Annotated in this window: 15 protein-coding genes; 9 read left to right on the top strand and 6 right to left on the bottom strand. The window is 57.2% G+C overall.

Features of this window, described 5'->3' with window-relative positions; genetic code table 11:
* Positions 1-66: 66 nt before the first annotated feature.
* The gene (locus ACA056_RS09000) at positions 67-1,059 is read right to left on the bottom strand and encodes a diaminopimelate epimerase (RefSeq protein ID WP_497272040.1); all 993 of its coding nucleotides are present in this window, start codon (positions 1,057-1,059) and stop codon (positions 67-69) included.
* Between the two features lie 287 nt (positions 1,060-1,346).
* Here ACA056_RS09000 and ACA056_RS08995 point away from each other — a divergent pair, with 287 nt between their 5' ends.
* The 7 genes from ACA056_RS08995 to ACA056_RS08965 all read left to right on the top strand — a co-directional run bounded on the left by ACA056_RS08995 (position 1,347) and on the right by ACA056_RS08965 (position 10,490).
* The gene (locus ACA056_RS08995; RefSeq protein ID WP_497272038.1) at positions 1,347-3,707 is read left to right on the top strand and encodes a type VI secretion system Vgr family protein; all 2,361 of its coding nucleotides are present in this window, start codon (positions 1,347-1,349) and stop codon (positions 3,705-3,707) included.
* 17 nt (positions 3,708-3,724) lie between these two features.
* Positions 3,725-5,914 carry a phospholipase D-like domain-containing protein gene (locus ACA056_RS08990; protein ID WP_497272037.1) on the top strand — a complete coding sequence of 730 codons (2,190 nt, stop codon included), beginning with the start codon at positions 3,725-3,727 and terminating at the stop codon, positions 5,912-5,914.
* Positions 5,895-6,806, top strand: coding sequence for a tetratricopeptide repeat protein (locus ACA056_RS08985; protein WP_497272035.1), 912 nt, complete (start codon positions 5,895-5,897; stop codon positions 6,804-6,806). The genes ACA056_RS08990 and ACA056_RS08985 overlap by 20 nt, the downstream gene beginning before the upstream one ends.
* 55 nt (positions 6,807-6,861) lie before the next feature.
* Positions 6,862-7,764, top strand: a complete 903-nt coding sequence (locus ACA056_RS08980) for a tetratricopeptide repeat protein (protein WP_497272033.1) — start codon at positions 6,862-6,864, stop codon at positions 7,762-7,764.
* Positions 7,765-7,807: 43 nt separating this feature from the next.
* Positions 7,808-8,023 (top strand): hypothetical protein, encoded by a 216-nt coding sequence (locus ACA056_RS08975; protein WP_497272031.1) that lies wholly within the window; start codon positions 7,808-7,810, stop codon positions 8,021-8,023.
* A 366-nt stretch (positions 8,024-8,389) separates the two neighbouring features.
* Positions 8,390-9,316: a T6SS immunity protein Tli4 family protein gene (locus tag ACA056_RS08970; protein ID WP_497272029.1), complete on the top strand. Its 927-nt coding sequence runs from the start codon at positions 8,390-8,392 to the stop codon at positions 9,314-9,316.
* A 31-nt stretch (positions 9,317-9,347) separates the two neighbouring features.
* On the top strand, positions 9,348-10,490 hold the full coding sequence (locus tag ACA056_RS08965; protein WP_497272027.1) for a T6SS immunity protein Tli4 family protein: 1,143 nt from the start codon (positions 9,348-9,350) through the stop codon (positions 10,488-10,490).
* Between the two features lie 9 nt (positions 10,491-10,499).
* Here the strand turns inward: ACA056_RS08965 and ACA056_RS08960 are convergent, their stop codons facing one another.
* Positions 10,500-11,279, bottom strand: coding sequence for an AraC family transcriptional regulator (locus tag ACA056_RS08960; RefSeq protein ID WP_497272025.1), 780 nt, complete (start codon positions 11,277-11,279; stop codon positions 10,500-10,502).
* A gap of 94 nt (positions 11,280-11,373) precedes the next feature.
* On the opposite strand from ACA056_RS08960, the gene ACA056_RS08955 reads away from it, so the two are divergent.
* On the top strand, positions 11,374-11,625 hold the full coding sequence (locus ACA056_RS08955) for a hypothetical protein (protein ID WP_497272023.1): 252 nt from the start codon (positions 11,374-11,376) through the stop codon (positions 11,623-11,625).
* 138 nt (positions 11,626-11,763) lie between these two features.
* A complete protein-coding gene (locus ACA056_RS08950) occupies positions 11,764-12,915 on the top strand; it encodes an MFS transporter (protein WP_497272021.1) in 1,152 nt (383 codons plus the stop codon).
* Positions 12,916-13,002: 87 nt separating this feature from the next.
* Here the strand turns inward: ACA056_RS08950 and ACA056_RS08945 are convergent, their stop codons facing one another.
* From ACA056_RS08945 to ACA056_RS08930, 4 genes are all read right to left on the bottom strand, one after another.
* Positions 13,003-15,426: a TonB-dependent siderophore receptor gene (locus ACA056_RS08945; RefSeq protein ID WP_497272019.1), complete on the bottom strand. Its 2,424-nt coding sequence runs from the start codon at positions 15,424-15,426 to the stop codon at positions 13,003-13,005.
* A 97-nt stretch (positions 15,427-15,523) separates the two neighbouring features.
* Positions 15,524-16,507 (bottom strand): FecR family protein, encoded by a 984-nt coding sequence (locus ACA056_RS08940; RefSeq protein WP_497272017.1) that lies wholly within the window; start codon positions 16,505-16,507, stop codon positions 15,524-15,526.
* A 40-nt stretch (positions 16,508-16,547) separates the two neighbouring features.
* A complete protein-coding gene (locus ACA056_RS08935) occupies positions 16,548-17,048 on the bottom strand; it encodes a sigma-70 family RNA polymerase sigma factor (RefSeq protein ID WP_497272015.1) in 501 nt (166 codons plus the stop codon).
* Between the two features lie 287 nt (positions 17,049-17,335).
* On the bottom strand, positions 17,336-17,590 hold the full coding sequence (locus ACA056_RS08930; RefSeq protein ID WP_033061103.1) for a hypothetical protein: 255 nt from the start codon (positions 17,588-17,590) through the stop codon (positions 17,336-17,338).
* Positions 17,591-17,602 lie beyond the last annotated feature (12 nt).

Here is a 17,602-nt window from a genome sequence, read left to right as displayed (position 1 = left end):
CATTGGATCTGTGTCGTTCACAAATCCCCTGTGGGAGCGAGCTTGCTCGCGATGGCGATCTAACAATCACCCCATCAACCGCGCCGTACCGAACAACCTGACTCGACTCAACTCGCCCTGCTCTTCTTCCAGAAGAATCGGCGCCGTGCCGCCAGGCATCACCACCTTCACTTCCCCTGCACTGACCCACCCCACCCGCCACGCCGCGCAAGCCACCGCACTGGCGCTGGTGCCCGACGACGCCGTCGGCCCCTCTCCGCGCTCGAATACCCGCGCAACGACTCGCCCTTCTGACTCAAGCATCGCCCATTGCAGATTCACGCCAGCTGCACACGGCGCCCCTGCCCCGGTCGGCACGGCGTAAGCGATACGCGTCAGCCCTTCGGACAGTCCCGGCTCGCGCATCTGCTCATTGCTTGGCAATGCATCGGCGCTTTCTAAAAGCGTCACACAATGTGGATTGCCGATGCGCACGAACTGGCTTCGAGACCAGGCGGAATCGAGCGCCGACAACGACTGCACTTGGCTGACGTCGCGACCGTTCAACAGCACGCTTTCAACCCCTTTAGCCCCCACCGCGTCCGCCCCGAACGAGGGTTTGCCCAAATCCAGCCAGAAGCCTTTCACACCCTCGATCTCGGCCGGTTTCACCGAAGTGCCCACCGGTGAAACCGCATCAGCCTTGTCGTGATGAACCCTGAGCACACAAGCCTGGTCCCTCGGCAGCAGCCCTTGCTCACTCAAGGCCTGAGAGAAAATCGTCAGCCCGTTGCCACTGCGCTCGGCCAGGGTGCCGTCGGTGTTGACGATCAGCAGGTCAAACGGTGGAGAGTCTTGAAACGGCCCGATCAGCAAGCCATCGCAGCGATGCGACTTGGCATTGGCCGGCCGCGAATGCGACGGCCATTCGCAGAATGCATCCACCGATTGCCGGCTCCAGGCCGTCCGGGATGACGCGGCGTGGCCAGCCGTTGTCGGCAGGTCGACACCGGCGCGACGCACCGCTGCGGGAGATACCACGCCATAAATATTGCCGCGTGCATCGTAGAACTGCGCCATGTACCGGTCCTTTTATATCTCTTGGGGCGGTGCCCACTCTAATGCTTCAGCAGGCCTGCCATCACGCTTCAAACCTGAAAAAACACCCTTTTCAGGGAGAAAGTGATAGCACTCCGCCAAGAAACATCTTGTATCAAAACCAGTATGAGCAGACAGGCCGGTCCTCTCAGCCCATGTGCGCAACTTTTTGCGCAACTTTTAACCTTTATGATCCCGCACGGTTCTGGCTCACGCCTTCGCGTGGACGCAGTACTTCATGGAACGAGCAACACCTCAAGGAGTCCGAGATGTTCAGCCCTGCCAACCAGACCCATTTCAGCCTGACTGTCGAAGACTACGTCGGCGACCTTCAAGTGCTGTCGTTCACCGGCACCGAAGGCATCAGCCAGCCATATCGCTTCGACCTGGAACTGGTCAGCGAAAACCCCGACCTCGACCTGGAAACCCTGCTGCACAAACAGGCGTTTCTCGCGATGGACGATAAAGGCAGTGGCATCCATGGCCAGATCTACCGCATCGCCCAAGGCGATGCCGGCAAACGCCTGACCCGCTACAAAATCTCCCTGGTGCCGCAACTGCAATACCTGCATCACCGCACCAACCAGCGCATCTACCAGCAGATGTCCGCGCCGAAAATCATCGCGCTGATCCTCGACGAGCATGGCATCAAAGGCAACGCCTACAACTTCCAGCTCAGCCAACCGTGCCCGGACCGCGACTACTGCGTGCAGTACGACGAAACCGACCTGCATTTCGTGCAGCGCCTGTGCGAAGAAGAAGGCATTCACTACCACTTCCAGCACAGCGAAAAAGCCCATCAGCTGGTGTTCGGCGACGACCAGACCGTGTTCCCGAAACTCGGCCAGCCCACGGCCTATGTGCAAGGCAGCGGCATGGTCGCCGACGAGCCGGTGATCAAAGGTTTCAAACTGCGCCTGGAAACCCGCACCGGCCGCGTCACCCGCCGCGACTACGACTTCGAAAAACCACGCCTGCAACTCGAGTCCGCCTACAAACCCGAGACGCAAAGCGACGCGCCGGACCTGGAAGACTACGACTACCCCGGCCGCTTCATCGACCGCGCACGCGGCAAATTCCTCAGCCAACGCGCCCTCGAACGCCACCGCGCCGACTACCGGCAAGCCGAAGGTAAAGGCGATCAGACGCGTTTGGTCAGCGGCCACTTCCTGGAACTCTCCGACCACCCGCGCAGCGAGTGGAACGACCTGTGGCTGCTCACTGAAATCTTCCACGAAGGCAAACAGCCGCAAGTCCTCGAAGAGTCGGTCACCAGCGACACCACCGCCCACAAGGACGACTTCCACCAGGGCTACCGCAACCGCTTCCTCGCCACGCCGTGGGACGTGTTCTACCGCCCGGCCCTGCAACACCCGAAACCCCGGGTCCTCGGCAGCCAGACCGCCATGGTCACCGGCCCCAAAGGTGAAGAGATTCACTGCGACCAGTACGGCCGCATCAAGGTGCAATTCCACTGGGACCGCGAAGGGTTGGCTGACGACAAAACCAGCTGCTGGATGCGCGTCTCTTCGAGTTGGGCCGGCGATCGTTATGGCGCCATCGCCGTCCCGCGCATCGGCATGGAAGTGCTGGTGACCTTCCTCGAAGGCGACCCCGATCAGCCCGTGGTGACCGGTTGCCTGTACCACAAGGAAAACCAGGTCCCCTACGACCTGCCGGCGAACAAAACCCGCAGCGTGTTCAAAACCCTCAGCTCACCGGGTGGCGGTGGGTACAACGAACTGCGGATTGAGGACAAGAAAGGGGCGGAGCAGATTTACATCCATGCCCAGCGGGATTGGGATGAAAACGTTGAGCATGATCAGAAGATTCGCGTCGGGAATGAACGCCATGACACGGTGGAGAAGAACACCTACACCGAACTGAAGGCTGAGGAACATCGGACCACGATTGCGGATCGTAAGGTTGAGGTCAAAGCGAACGATCACTTGGTGATTGGCCAAAACCAACACATCAAACTGGGTACCGCGCAATTGATGAAGGCCGGTAATGAAATCCATCTCAAGGCCGGGCAAAAGATGGTCATCGAAGCAGGCATGGAACTCACCGTGAAAGCCGGAGGGAGTTTCATCAAGCTGGATGCGGGTGGCATAACCGTGGTGGGGCCAGTCATCAAACTGAATGCCGGCGGAGCACCTGGTGTCGGGACTGGCAATGCCGCGCTCCTGCCACTGGTGCCGTTGCCGGCCGCCTCTGACAAGGCTGGTGAAGTACCCGAACGTGGCGAGTCGCAACCGGCACCGGAAGTCATTCACAAACTCAGCGCAGTGATCAGCGCGGTTCCCGGTCATCCTGGCTACGAGGACGAACCCTATACGCTGTTCGCCGATGGCGCAGTGATTCAGGAAGGCCTTACCGGCGAAGACGGCATGATCAAGTTTGATCACGTCCCCGGCACTCAGGCCTACGCGGTGGAACTGGTGAACGGTCATCGCTTCGAGATCGAACCCAAGGAAGAAAGCGCCGAAGCAGCCTCGCAAAGCCAGCAATTGGCGCGCCAGGGCTATCGCGATTACCACGCGCAAGCGGATCAACTTGAACCCTTGGGCTCAACGGATGACTACCGTTCCGCGGCCTTGAACCCGGCAAACAAGCCGAAGAGCCTTTGAGTGCAGGAAGCAATCGAATGACGACTGATTACAGCAAAGAAGTGATCCAGCTGACGCCTAAAGACCACAACTCCACCGCCTTGACCATGGACTGGTTCGCGACCAAAGCGATGTACCCACCGCGAGCCGGCATCAAGGTCACTCCGTTGATCAATGGTGATAAGGCGTTCGGTGCTGTTTACGATGCTATTCAGTCAGCACAGAAGAGTGTCGAAATCATCAGCTGGGGATTCGACCCGGCGATGCGTTTCAAGCCCGGTGGCGACCGCATCGGTGAGCTGCTGGATGTTCGAGGTCGCAGCGGCGTAAAAACCCGCGTGCTGATCTGGAAAAACCCGCTGGCCAACTTTGTGGAAAACACCATCATTGGCGATGGCCTGGCAGGCTCTGGTGGCACTGCCATGGGCTCCGGCCTGGCCAAGGGAAGCGCCGGCTCCAAGCGGACACTCGAAGATCGCCAGCGCCTGGAGTATCGCCGCACGATTCACCAACATGAATTGACCAAACTTCGCGCCGGGGAAATCCCCGCCTATGGCACCAGTGGTTATCGCTACGAGCAGCGCGAAAAGGAGCTGCAGGCAATTCTGCTCGATACGGAAAACCAGCTGAACGGGCAAGGTGGTTACAACAAACTCAGAGGCTCCGGAGCTCCAGGGTATTCACCTGAAGATGAGGAATACACCCAGGAGTGGTTCAGCCGCCTCCACGGTGGACGTATGCAGAACGTCGAGTTTCGTACCCGTGACTTCTCCACCGAAATACCACTGAATGCCGCCATTCGTGGTCCGCAGATGGCCAAGGAAAAAGGACGCCTCGCGACCCTTTATCGCTTGATGCAAGGCGAAGCGCCAGACACTAACTTCGCGCACATGCTGGCGTTGACCCTGTTCGCCAGCCACCACCAGAAAATGGTGTTGGTGGACTATGAAGATACCGCGGCCGCAGTTGGCTTCGTCATGGGCCACAACATGCATCGCAACTATTGGGACACCAGTGCGCATTTGTACAACGACAAGGCCGCACAGCGCAGTCCGGGTTTCGGGCCGTGGCAGGACTTGTCCACCAAGGTACAAGGCCCGGCCCTGCATGACTTGAACCACAACTTCACGACCGCCTGGGATCGAGAAACTTCCTGGGTCAAAAAATGGTTTGACGATGGTATGCAGGCGCAGCGCCAAGCCATTAAACCCGACAACTTCAAAGCCGCCGGTACGAGCATGGCGCAGATTTGCCGGACACAACCGCAAGAAGGGGCCGAGACTTCGATTCTGGAGCTTTACCACAAGGCGTTGGGCAACGTGCGCGACTACGTCTACTTTGAGAACCAGTACTTCCGCTACCCGCCGTTCTCCCGGCAGTTGCGCGAACTGGCAGCGGCTTACATTGCCAAAGGCCGGGACAAAGACTTGTACGTGTTCGTGGTGACCAACAATCCGAACTCCAAAGACTTTTCCAGTACCACCTATGCGAGCCTGCAGGAGCTGGGGCAGGAGCAACTGATGCCCCAGGCCCAGCGGAGCCTGGCAGAAGACATGCTGCGTAAACGCAGCCAATTGGCCTGGCTCGAAACCCACCCACACAATGACGCCTACGTGCAACGGAATCAGCTCAATCGCGCCGAAGTGCTGAAACGCGAGATCACCGAGCTGGAAAAAAAGGGCGTCACCCCTGAAGTGGAAGAACGCATGGGCGGCCTCAAACAAAAAGACATCCCCGAACTCAGCAAATCGAAATCGGAGGATGGGGATGATGCAAAACCCTATACCCTCAAGGATTTGCCTGGCCTCAAAGTCGCCATCGCGACGCTTACTGCCTGCACGCCAGAACCTGGGGGCACGCTAGCCAAAGGCGATCAGGCCTATTTTCGGGACATCTACGTGCACTCAAAACTGCTGGTGGTGGACGATGTCTTCAGCTTGCTGAGCTCAGCGAATATCAATACGCGGAGTCTGCATACCGACTCGGAGCTGGGGGTTGCTACGCCAGATCCGGAGTTGGCGAAGCATTGGCGGGAGGAGTTGTGGAAGTTGCATGTAGGGGAGTCAGTTAATGATGGTAAGGGGCGGTGTGATGCGGCAGCCAACTTCAAGAAATGGAATGAAATTATGGACAAAAACTGGGAAAACAAAGGCAGAAACGAACCTTTAACTGCTCATTTAACTCGCTTTTGGGATGTGGAGACGCCTTATGCCAAAGCCGTTGACTAAATCCATTTCTTTTTGTGCCCTCATTCTTTCTATTTTGTTGAGTGGAGCTCCAGCCATGGCCTATCCAACCTTTACCTGTGCCTATGAAAAAGATCACAACCCACCACTGGATGCAGAAGCCGAGCGCTGGTTTCAACAAGCTCGTGCTTTAGAGAAAGTGCGTGGTGTCAAAGACTGGGGAGCGATCGTTTCCCTATATGACAAAGCCATCGCCAAAGACCATTGGAAGGCTATGCACAACATGGCGGCTCTATATCGCACCGGCTGGCCTGGTCAGCCAGGTGTAGAACAAGACACTAACAAGATGCTAGATCTCTACGAACGTATGGTAAAGCTCAAGGTGCCACTGGGTTATTACAACTGGGCCGTAGTTGTTGAGAACGGACAAGGCGTTATGAAGTCAGACAGGATGGTCAGTTCCTATATGTTTCAGGCGGCACAACTAGGTAATCCAATGGCACAGGTGCAGCTGGGTCAGTACTTTGCTTTTGGGCTCCCTAGAGACAAGCAGGATGACGACATGGCTGAGCGTTATTATCGATGCGCAGGCGCTCAGGACAATCCCGATGCCATAGAAAAAACAGCTAGCTTTTATGATACTGCGAAGAAAAACAAACCACGTGCTCTATTCTATTATCAACGAGCCGCGGAACTAGGCAGCACTATCGGACTAAACAACCTACAAGGCGTATTTGCGGAACACCCTCAGCCGATATATAACTACGGCTACCAGCCAGATGAGAAACTCTACAAATTTTACTCCGATCTACGGGAGCAACTTAATGCCAACCCTCAACTACGTTTCCCTAACCTCATAAAAGAGCATCCACTTCCCGCGCACCCCAAACAAGGCTTCGACGCAGAACACCCAGAACGTAGACCGGAAATATGACTTACTTGTCATGTGGCACCCTTAATTCATGACACATCGACACTGGAAGGGACCTGTGGCTGCCGCTAAATCTGCTGTTTTATGCATCGTTCTTTACAGTTTGCTGGGCGGAACTCCAGCTATGGCCTATCCAACCTTTACCTGTGCCTATGAAAAAGACCACAACCCGCCGTTGGATGCGGAGGCCGAGAGTTGGTTTCAACAGGCACGCGTTCTGGAGAAAGTGCGAGGCGTCAAAGACTGGGTAGCAATTGTTGGTCTTTACGACAAAGCCATCGCTAAAGATCACTGGAAGGCCATGCACAATATGGCGGCGCTCTATCGCACCGGGTGGCCAGGGCAACCCGGTGTTGAGCAGAACACCGGCAAGATGCTTGACCTCTACGAGCGCATGGTAAAGCTAAAAGTACCATTGGGTTATTACAACTGGGCCGTGGTGGCCGAGAACGGAAGAGGTATTTTTAAGTCGGATCGGATGGCGAGTTCCTATATGTTCCAGGCGGCGCAATTGGGTAGTCCGTTAGCACAGGTTCAAATCGGCCAATACTTCGCTTTTGGACTCCCAAGGGATAAGCAGGATGATGACATGGCTGAACCTTACTACCGATGCGCGGGTGCTCAGGACAATCCTGACGCCGTAGCAAAAACTGCAAGTTTTTATAAAAACGCCAAGCAGAACATGCCCCTTTCACTGTTTTACTACCAACGGGCGGCTTCACTGGGTAGTTCCACGGGATTAAGTTACCTCAGCGGAGTATTTTCGTCTCAACCGCAACCTATAGATAATTTTGGGTATCAGCCAAATCCTACACTTCATGAACTGTATGCCGGCCTATGGGAGCAACTAAATGCCAACCCTAACTTACGCTTCCCAAACCTCATGAAAGACCACCCACTACCCGCCCATCCCAAACAAGGCTTCGACGCCGAACACCCAGATCGGCGCCCAGCGCTATAACCCGAATCCCCCATGGAAGACCCAACAATTCAGGAGTTACATCATGCGTAAAACACTCGGAATACTCGCCGCCATATTGCTGGCCATCTCAATTTTCAGTGCACTGATCGGACTGGGCGGTATCGCTGGCGCAGCCTCCGGCGGAGGAAGGGTCTCCGGTGACGTGGATGTCGCGTTCATGGCGGCCAAAGTGCTCTTTTTCTTGAGCTTGGCCGGTGGCGTGGTTGCGATATGCTGGCCCAAAGACAACGTCCAATAAATATTTCAATAATCAATAATTCAACAACCTTCTTCTACGCCAAAAAGCTTTCGCAAGCTTCCAGGCGTAAAAGGAATCTCTGCCAATACGCAGGCGCGAGAATAGTAGAAACTATCTGGAGCGAAAAAGTGAAACACTTGAGAGATTTATCTATCGCACCAGGCATGCAGAAAACATGAGATCCAACATTGCCATATGGGCTATTTTCATAACCCTAACAACGACTAACTCATTCGCAGCCTCTACTCGCACCGAATGCTGGGCCGCATAACTTTTAACACCCCCGAAGATATAGCGTGGGCTACATTTCCAGTAAATGACTACCCAATAGGAAATACTGGGGGAAGCGCATTCACTAAAAATATAGTGGCGGTTGGCGACTCGACAATTTATCAGTACGACGAACTGATAGTTAAAGTCAGCAAAATAACAACCAGCGATGAATTTGATCGCCAGCGCAACTACATTCTTCATAAAGCTAAAAGTTATAAAAAAGAACTCGAAGATGGCATTTCAGAAAAGCAAGATATTATAAATGACCTAAGCACCATCAAAGATGACAATGATGTCAAAAACACCATAATTAGACTTAAAGAAAACATAAGAAAAACAGAATCAGAAATCCCTCAGGCCGTAATATATGAACACGACCTAGGCATTGCAGATGCCTACATTCTTGGAAGCAAGTCCACTCCTCACGATGTATTGCTTTATCGAAACAAGCGTATCTATTACTTCAGCATGAATAAACCCACCAACAATTCGGCACAACGCATCAAAGACTTGATCGCCCGCTTCGAACCGCGCGATCTCTATCAAGTCCCCGAAGGCCCCGGCGTCTGCATCCCCTACGGCTTTATCCACGACGACGGAAAAACCGGATTCAGCGTCAAAAATAGCCTGCGCTTCACCAGCACGCCTAACGTAATCATGAGCATCATCAACTCCTCGCAAGACGATCCAACCAAAGCCACCACCGGCACCTACGACGCCGATCACAGCCCTGGCTACGACGCAGAGAAATGGAAAAAATCGAAGATCATGGAGAAGTTCTTTTTCGGTGAGCGGATGACCACACTGGAAGGCTGGCGTCTGGACCCTCGCCCCGATTCCGGCGAGCAGGAACGCGCCTGGTTTGCTATTGCACATGTCGGTGGTCTTGCCAGTCCATTAATGGCCGTGCAGATGTTCACCTTCAAGCAAGGCACCGATGGACTGAAAGACCTGACGCCGCCACCCGAAGCGGTGGTTCCGCGATTCTTGAAATTGACTGAGAGCATCAAGTCTCAGTAATCACGCCGTACGATTTCAGTGGAAAAGGAGGATGGATTTATTTATGAGATGGATATCGCTTTTAACAAATAAATCCGCCTCCTTTTTTCTAGTTTTGGTTCTCTCTCCGACACCTTACGCTTTAGCTGAGCCCTCACGACCTGAATGCCTGGGCCGTATCACGTTCGATAGTCCCGAAGGGATGGAATGGGCGACCTTCACGTTCAGCCGCAGTCAAATCAGTGAAGGGGGAGGACATTCATTCAGCAAGGAAATTAGCGCTGTTGGCGACTCCATTGCATACGACTACGACGGGTTGGTCATCCGAGTCAGCCAAAAGGTAGACCGCGAGAAACTTGATCGGCAGCGCAACTACATTTTTCGAAAATCTGAAGACTTCAAGAAATCGCTGCAAAAGGATCTGGACTCGAACAAAAGAATTCTGAAAGACCTGGAAGATTCGAACTACGCGTCAGCGGACGTCACCAATCAGAAAAACGATATCAACAAGCTGGAACAGTCGATCACCCAAGCAACGATCCACGAACATGACTTGGGTATTCCCGATGCTTACGTTCTGGGCAGTAAATCAACACCGCACGAATTTTTGCTATGGCGCAATTCACGCATTTACTACTTCAGCATGAACAACCCTACTGCCGATTCGGCACAACGCATCAAAGAGTTGATCGCCCGCTTCGAAACGCGCGACCTCTATCAAGTCCCCAAAGGCCCCGGCGTCTGCATCCCCTACGGCTTTATCCACGACGATGGAAAAACCAGTTTTAGTGTCAAAAATAGCCTGCGCTTCACCAGTACGCCAAACGTAATCATGAGCATCATCAACTCCTCGCAAGACGATCCAACCAAAGCCACCACCGGCACCTACGACACCGATCACCACCCAGGCTACGACGCGGAAAAATGGAAAAAGTCGAAGATCATGGAGAAGTTTTATTTTGGTGAGCGGATGACCACCCTCGAAGGCTGGCGTCTGGACCCTCGCCCCGAGTCCGGCGAGAAGGAACGCGCCTGGTTTGCCATTGCACATGTCGGTGGTCTTGCCAGTCCATTAATGGCCGTGCAGATGTTCACCTTCAAGCAAGGCACTGATGGGCTGAAAGACCTGACGCCGCCCCCCGAAGCGGTGGTTCCGCGGTTCTTGAAATTGACTGAGAGTATCAAGCCTCAGTAGCGCTGTTTTTCAATGAGGCTCACTAAAATACCGCCCCGGCGTCACCCCAAACGTGCGCCGAAACATCGCAATAAACGCGCTGACGTTTTCATAACCCTGTTCCAACGCAATCATCGTCACCGTCTCCCCTGCCGCCAAAAGCTCCAGCGCGCGCAACAACCGCGCGCGCTGGCGCCATTGGCTGAAGGTGAAACCGGTTTCGCTGACGAAGCGTCGAGCCAGGGTTCGCGCCGACACACCGCCCCACTGCGCCCATTGTTCCAGTGAGCGGTTGTCTGCCAGGTCATCGACCAGCGCCTGAGTGATCCGGCGCAATCGCGGATCGTGGGGCAGCGGCAGGCCGAAAGGTTTGGCGGGCGATGCGGCGATTTCATCGAGAATGAGTTGGGCGATCCGTTCCTGTCGCTCATCAAGGGCGCCCTCCCCCCAAGTCGCAGCGCGGTCGACAGCCTCTCGGAGCAGGCCCGAGGTCGCGATGATGCACGGCTGCTCCGGTAACGCTGCACAATCCGGCGCCGCCACATAGACGCTCCAGCCATGGAACGGCCCGTGGGAACGCAGGCCGTGCAGGCAGTCCGGCGGAATCCAAACCGCGTGGGTGGCCGGCACCACCCAATGATGATCAGCCGCGTCCACAGACAGCAAACCGCGCCGTGCCCCCAGCAATTGGCCGCGGGCATGCTGGTGCAAGGCACTTTGGCGCTCGACCGGGCTGTCCTGAGTGACGGCGATCACCCGCGCCGCCGTGGAAGACTGCGCCAGTTCAGTGGATATCAGCGGTTTAACCATTGGCAGTTTTACGTTATCGAATGACCTGGATGACGCAGTTTAGCCATGAACAGCGTTTTAGGCTGAGCACTCATTCAAAAGAAGGGACACCCTTATGCGCGCTGAAGACCTGCTTCCCGATCATCTCGACCAAGGCCAATTCAACGGCATTGCTGTGCGCAAAGGCACAGTCGGGGCTTTTTTGATCAACGCGCGCAGGCTTGCCGATCCGGGTGCCAGCGAAGAACAACGGCGGCTGGCCGAGCACGACATCGTCGAGGCTTTGCCGGCGTTACGGGCGTTGGGTTTGTTCGAGATTCTGCAAGTGCGTGACGAACGCCTGCGTGGATTGTGCGAAGGGCACTGACAGCCGCGCTCGCGATGGAGGGGCAGGCTGTGCAAGGATGTCACCCTGCCTGACCGCGAATCTGTGCGGACGCTGATCGAACCCTCGCAGGTCGATCACTGTCCCTTGGGTACGCGACGTTTTTTGCCAAGGATTGATATGACCAACCTCAACACTCAAACCGCATTTGTTCCCGGACGCCTGGAACAGATGTCCACACGCATCGCCTTTTTCATTGCCGGTTTCGGCATTGCAGCATGGGCGCCACTGGTGCCCTACGCCAAGGCTCGGGCCGGGCTGGATGAAGGGACGCTCGGTTTGCTGCTGTTGTGCCTGGGGGTGGGGTCGATTCTGGCGATGCCGATGGCAGGGCTTCTGGCCACGCGTTTCGGCTGTCGCCGAGTAGTGAGCGCCGGGGTGTTGCTGATTTGCGCGGCCCTGCCGCTGTTGGCGACGGTGTCGTCGATTCCGGCCTTGATTGGCGCGTTGTTCATGTTCGGCGCGGGCCTTGGCACGGTGGATTCGACGGTTAACCTGCAAGCGGTCATCGTCGAACGGGCCAGCGGCAAGACCATGATGTCGGGTTTCCATGGGCTGTTCAGCCTCGGCGGGATTGTCGGTGCGGCGGGCGTCAGCGCCCTGCTCGGCTTCGGGGTTTCACCGCTGGGGGCGACGCTGGTGGTGATCGTGATGTTGCTGATCGCCCTGGCCAAGGCCGCGCCGCACCTATTGCCTTACGGCAGCGAAAGTTCGGGGCCGGCGTTTGCCGTTCCCCATGGCATCGTGCTGTTCATCGGCGGGATGTGTTTCATCGTGTTCCTCGCCGAAGGCGCGGCGCTCGACTGGAGCGCGGTGTTCCTGGCGCAGGAACGCGGGATCGACACCGCTTATGCGGGGCTGGGTTACGCGGCGTTTGCGTTGACCATGACCGTCGGACGTTTGACCGGTGATTCAATCGTGCGTCGTCTCGGCGCTACGCGGGTGATTGTATTCGGTGGGTTGACGGCCGCAGCGGGCCTGTTTGTGGCGACGTTCGCCCCGAGTTGGGAAGCGGCGCTGGTGGGTTATGCCTTTTTGGGGGCAGGTTGTTCGAACATTGTGCCGGTGCTGTACACCGCGGTGGGTAAACAGACGGTGATGCCCGAAAGTGTCGCCGTTCCGGCCATTACCACGCTGGGTTATGCGGGCATTCTTGCAGGGCCTGCGTTGATCGGGTTTATCGCCCACGGCAGCAGTTTGAGTTTTGCTTTCGGGTTGATGGCGGTGTTGCTGGTGGCGGTGGCCATTGGCGGGAAGGTGTTGAAGGTCTGAAAAGCATCGCGAGCAAGCTCGCTCCCACAGGGATCACACGAAACCTTGTGGGAGCGAGCCTGCTCGCGATGAGGGCAACTCGGTCTATCAGAACCCGACGCTAGCCTGCACAAAGAACGTGCGCGGTGCGCCAACGTACATCCCCGAGTTGTTGTCGCTGGAGCGGGTGAAGTACTGCTTGTCGAAAATGTTCTTCACCCCGGCGCCGACTTTCAGGTTCGAAAGCGTCGCGCCGAAGTCATAACCGCCGCGCACGTTCCAGGTGACGTAGCCCGGGATGTCGCCGTACTGACCGTCCGCGGTGCCTTCGGTGATGTAGTTGCCGCTGAAACTGCCATCAGCGTTCACAGCCACGCCCGGCGAACGCTGCTTGGACTGGGCAAACGCATCGAGGTTGTAGGTCCAACGGTTGATGTCGTAACGCAGACCGGCAGTCGCCACCTGACGCGAATAGAACGGCAGGTCACGACCCTTGAAGCCCGGGATCTCGCCTTCATAAACGGCGCGCGTGTAGGTGAAACCGGCATTGGCGGTCAGGCCGTCGAGCCGTGGGTCCAGTGCCGCCATGTCGTAGTGCACCGAGGCTTCGAGGCCCTGGTGCGTGGTCGCGCCGAGGTTGGTCCAGCCCGCATCGTTGCTGATGTATTGCAGCTCTTTATCGAAGTCGATGTAGAACAGCGTCACTTCCCCGCCCCACACATCATTGTTGTAGCGCGTGCCGACCTCGTAGGTCTTGGCCTTTTCCGGCTCCAGGCCATTGGCGGGTTCGTCACCCGCGCCACCCTGCCCGAGCTGGAAATACTGCAGGCTGCCAAACGAGGTTTCGTAGTTGGCGAACAGTTTCCAGGCATCGGACACGTGATACATCACGCTCAGGGCCGGCAGCGGCTCGTTGCTTTCGATGCTGCGGTTCTTTTCCAGCACCGGTTTGCCGGCGGTGTCGAGCACCGGGCGGTCGTGCCAGTCGGTGCTGATGTGTTCAAAGCGGATGCCGGGGGTGATGGTCCAGTTGCCGACGTCGATTTTGTTATCGACGTACACCGAGTTGGCTTCAGTGCCACCGGTGCGATCCTGATAGACATGGCCGTCCGAGCTCTTGGTCACGACCGGCTCGTTGTTGACCAGCGCCAGGCGGCTCGCCTCTTCGTGCATGCCTTCCTTGAGGTAGCGATAACCGACACTGACTTCCTGGGTGGTCGGGCCGACGTCGAACACACGGGACACCCGCGGTTCAATCCCGAAGGTGTAGTAAGTACGCGGAAACGAGCCGAGGGTTTTCTGATCGCGAGCGGCGATGTTGCTGCCACGGAAGCTGTCGGAATAGTAGGTCAGCACTTCGGCCTGGGTGCGGTCGTCGATCTGCCGTGCCCACTTGAACGAGACGTCCTTGCGACGGCCGCTGAAGTTGTCGTTGTTGCGGTCGGACTGGAACGGATTGGCGTCGTACTGCGCCTGGGTCAGGCCGCCGGGCATGTCGGCGCTGGCGTCGTAGTAGTGAAAGTTGAGGCTGAAATCGTCCACATCGGTGGGTGCCCAGTGGGTCTTGAGGATCACGTCGTCGATGTCGTTGCCGTTGTTGCGTTCACGGTAACCGTTGCCGTTCACGCCCGAGTACAGCAGCGCCATGCCGATGCCGTTGTCCGCGGTGCCGCCGAGAAACGCCGTGTCGATGTGCTTCCAGCCACCGTGCCGGGAGGTTTCCAGGGTCGAGCCGATTTCACCGGTGGCTTTTTCCGGGATCGCGCGAGTGACGAAGTTGATCACGCCACCGACGTTCTGCGGCCCATAGCGCACGGAGCCGGCGCCGCGAACCACGTCGATGCTGTCGAGGTTGCCGGAGGAAATCGGAGCCATGGACAACTGCGGCTGGCCGTACGGGGCGAACGCTGCCGGCACGCCGTCGATCAGCACGGTGGAGCGTGGCGACAGGCGTGAAGTCAGGCCGCGCACGCCGACGTTCAGGGAAATGTCGCTGCCGCCGGTGCCGTTGGCGTCCTGCACTTGCACCCCGGGCACGCGCTTCAACACGTCGCCGACGTTCATCGCGCCCTGCTCGACCATTGCCTCGCGGCGAATCACCGTACGCGCGCCGGGGTGGTTCTGCACCACGGCGGCATCGGCGTTACCGAGCCAGTCGCCGACCACCTTGATATCGGTTACGCCCAGCTCCAGCGGGCCGCTGGCAGCAGACGTCGGTGCAGGCATCAACGTGACCGAACCTTCGTCGATCTGGTATTGCAGACCGCTGCCTTGCAGCAGTTGGCGCAGCGCGTCTTCTGGCGAAAGGTTGCCGTCCACCGCCGGGGCCTGTTTGCCGGCGACCAGCTCAGGGCTGAAGAACACCTGCAGCGAGGTTTGCTGGCCCAGTTCACTCAGGGCCTGACCCAGGGGTTGCGCCGGGATGTGAATTGCGTCGGCGGCAAAGGCCTGGGGCAGCGCAATGTTGACCGCCAGCGCAAGGGCCAGCGGCAACCAAGGTGATTTGTTGTTTTTAGCGGTGGCTTTTTTCACGTCGAACGGAGTCCTGTGGATCGCAAGAGTGTGCGCTTGTTAATGCAAACCAGTTGCAGTTGGACAGGAAGACGATCAACTCGAAAAAAACCTGAATTTATTTTGAAATTATTTCCTGACTGCCGTCATCGAGGGTGCGCACGGCCACCGGCAGAATGCTCGGCAAGGCCTTGAGCAGCGCGTCGGTGTTGTCGGATTTGAACACGCTGGTCAGGCGCAGATTGCCCACTTTATCGTTGTCGACGGTGAGCGGTTTCTCCCGATAGCGCGAGACTTCCTCGGCGACGTCGCTGAGTCTCGCGTTGGTGAACACCAGTTTTCCGCAGCGCCAGGCGGTCAACTCGGCAGGGTTGACCGCGTAGGCAGCGGCCACTTTGCCTTGGCCATCGATGTGTGTACCGAGGCCGGCCGTGAGGCTGATGAAATCGCTGTCCGCCGCTGCGTGCCCCTGAACCTTGACGGTGCCCTGCTCCACCACGACCCGGGTTTGGGCGGTGTCGCGGCGCACATCAAAACGGGTGCCGGTGACCGTGACCTTGCCGCTGCCCGCCTCGACCACAAAGGGCCGACGGGTATCGTGCTCGACGCTGAACATCGCTTCGCCCTGCGCCAGCTCGATGACGCGGCGGTCGTTTTCATAGCGCACCTGAACGCGGCTGCGGCTGTTCAGGTCAATCACCGAACCGTCCGGCAACGCCACATGACGTCGATCACCCAAGGCCGTAGAAAATTCGGCGGTGTAGATCGCCGGGTGATTCAAACCGCTGAACAACCCCAAGCCGAGCGCGACGGCCAACACACTGGCGGCCACCGCATAACGCACCAGCGGGCGACGCTTGCTGCGGGCCGGCGGGGTTTCACACAAGGCTTGCAGGCGCGCCGCTGGCAGCAAATCCGCCGCCGACCACAAGCCCTGGAGCAACTGGAATTCGTCGCGATGCTGAGGGTGTTCGTCCAGCCAGGCTTCGAAATGCCGATACTCTTCGACATTCACCGCAGGTTCCTGCAAACGCACAAACCACCGCGCCGCCTCGTCGCGAACCGTTGTTTGCCCGCACGCACAATCACGAGTATCCATCATGGAAGTTCCTGTTTGGCTGGGGATGAGAAGGCACCGCCGATCATGGCTGCAATCCGTCAAGGCGGTCGCGCAGATGCCGCAGCGTGCGGATCATATACTTTTCCACCATGTTCTTGGACAGCCCCAGGCGTTCGGCGATTTCGGCCTGGGTCAGGCCTTCGATCTTCTGCCAGACAAACACCTTGCGGCAGTTGACCGGCAGCTCGGTGAGCGCCCGTTCGATGGAGTCAGCCAACTGGATCGCATGCATGAAATGCTCCGGGTCGCCGGACGACGACACACTGTGATCAACCGCCTCCGATTCCATGGCGCCCCGCCGATCCTCCCGCCGATAACCATCCACCGCGATGTTGCGTGCGGTCTGGTGCAAATACGCCCGAGGTTGTGCAACCAAAGCCGAATCGGACTCAAGCACCCTCACAAAGGTGTCGTGGGCCAGGTCCTCGGCCTGCTGACGATTTCTCAGGCGACGGGTCCAGGTCCCGACCAACTCTTCGTAATGCTCGAAAAAGCCGTGTCTGCGGGGCAGCTTGGGGGTCATTGCGGTGTGCTGTGAAGACGGGGCGTGAATAGTAATGCTTCCTATTAACTTGAAGCAATGGGATTAAAAATCCCGTAGGAGCCGACCCGTTAAGGAACAACACGGACCGTAGCAGCTGGCGAAGCCTGCGTTCGGCTGCGAAGCAGTCGTAAAACCTGAGTTTGCGGTCTTCCTGAAACACCGCATCGTCTGATTTCACGACTGCTGCGCAGCCGAACGCAGGCTTCGCCAGCTGCAGATTGCATTACGGCTTAACTGATTGGCATTAGCCCAAAGGCGCCTTTTTTCTACGCTGAAACCTGCCCCTGCAATCGTCGTCCGACGACATCCATCAAATCACAGCCATCGCGCAGTGAAGTCACCAACACCCGCGCCAGCTCACTGTGAACACCCTCGCCAAACGCAATGCTCTCCAGCAGTTGCGTTGCGGTACGAATGCGGTAGGCCGCGGTTTCATGCAACACGTCCAGTGGTGCTTCAGTGTCGATCAGCAATGATGGGATGTTGCAGTCGATGCCAGTGATAGGCATGTATCGATCCATGAATGAAAAACC

The sequence above is a fragment of the Pseudomonas sp. LBUM1666 genome (assembly GCF_059695775.1).
Note: the sequence above shows the minus strand (reverse complement) of the source record. Positions and strands in the feature narration are given on the sequence as shown.

Coding starts and splice junctions, on each gene's coding strand:
- ACA056_RS09000 (WP_497272040.1), bottom strand. CDS start 1,059: ATGGCGCAGTTCTACGATGCACGCGGCAATATTTATGGCGTGGTATCT.
- ACA056_RS08995 (WP_497272038.1), top strand. CDS start 1,347: ATGTTCAGCCCTGCCAACCAGACCCATTTCAGCCTGACTGTCGAAGAC.
- ACA056_RS08990 (WP_497272037.1), top strand. CDS start 3,725: ATGACGACTGATTACAGCAAAGAAGTGATCCAGCTGACGCCTAAAGAC.
- ACA056_RS08985 (WP_497272035.1), top strand. CDS start 5,895: ATGCCAAAGCCGTTGACTAAATCCATTTCTTTTTGTGCCCTCATTCTT.
- ACA056_RS08975 (WP_497272031.1), top strand. CDS start 7,808: ATGCGTAAAACACTCGGAATACTCGCCGCCATATTGCTGGCCATCTCA.
- ACA056_RS08965 (WP_497272027.1), top strand. CDS start 9,348: ATGGATTTATTTATGAGATGGATATCGCTTTTAACAAATAAATCCGCC.
- ACA056_RS08960 (WP_497272025.1), bottom strand. CDS start 11,279: ATGGTTAAACCGCTGATATCCACTGAACTGGCGCAGTCTTCCACGGCG.
- ACA056_RS08955 (WP_497272023.1), top strand. CDS start 11,374: ATGCGCGCTGAAGACCTGCTTCCCGATCATCTCGACCAAGGCCAATTC.
- ACA056_RS08950 (WP_497272021.1), top strand. CDS start 11,764: ATGACCAACCTCAACACTCAAACCGCATTTGTTCCCGGACGCCTGGAA.
- ACA056_RS08940 (WP_497272017.1), bottom strand. CDS start 16,507: ATGATGGATACTCGTGATTGTGCGTGCGGGCAAACAACGGTTCGCGAC.
- ACA056_RS08935 (WP_497272015.1), bottom strand. CDS start 17,048: ATGACCCCCAAGCTGCCCCGCAGACACGGCTTTTTCGAGCATTACGAA.
- ACA056_RS08930 (WP_033061103.1), bottom strand. CDS start 17,590: ATGGATCGATACATGCCTATCACTGGCATCGACTGCAACATCCCATCA.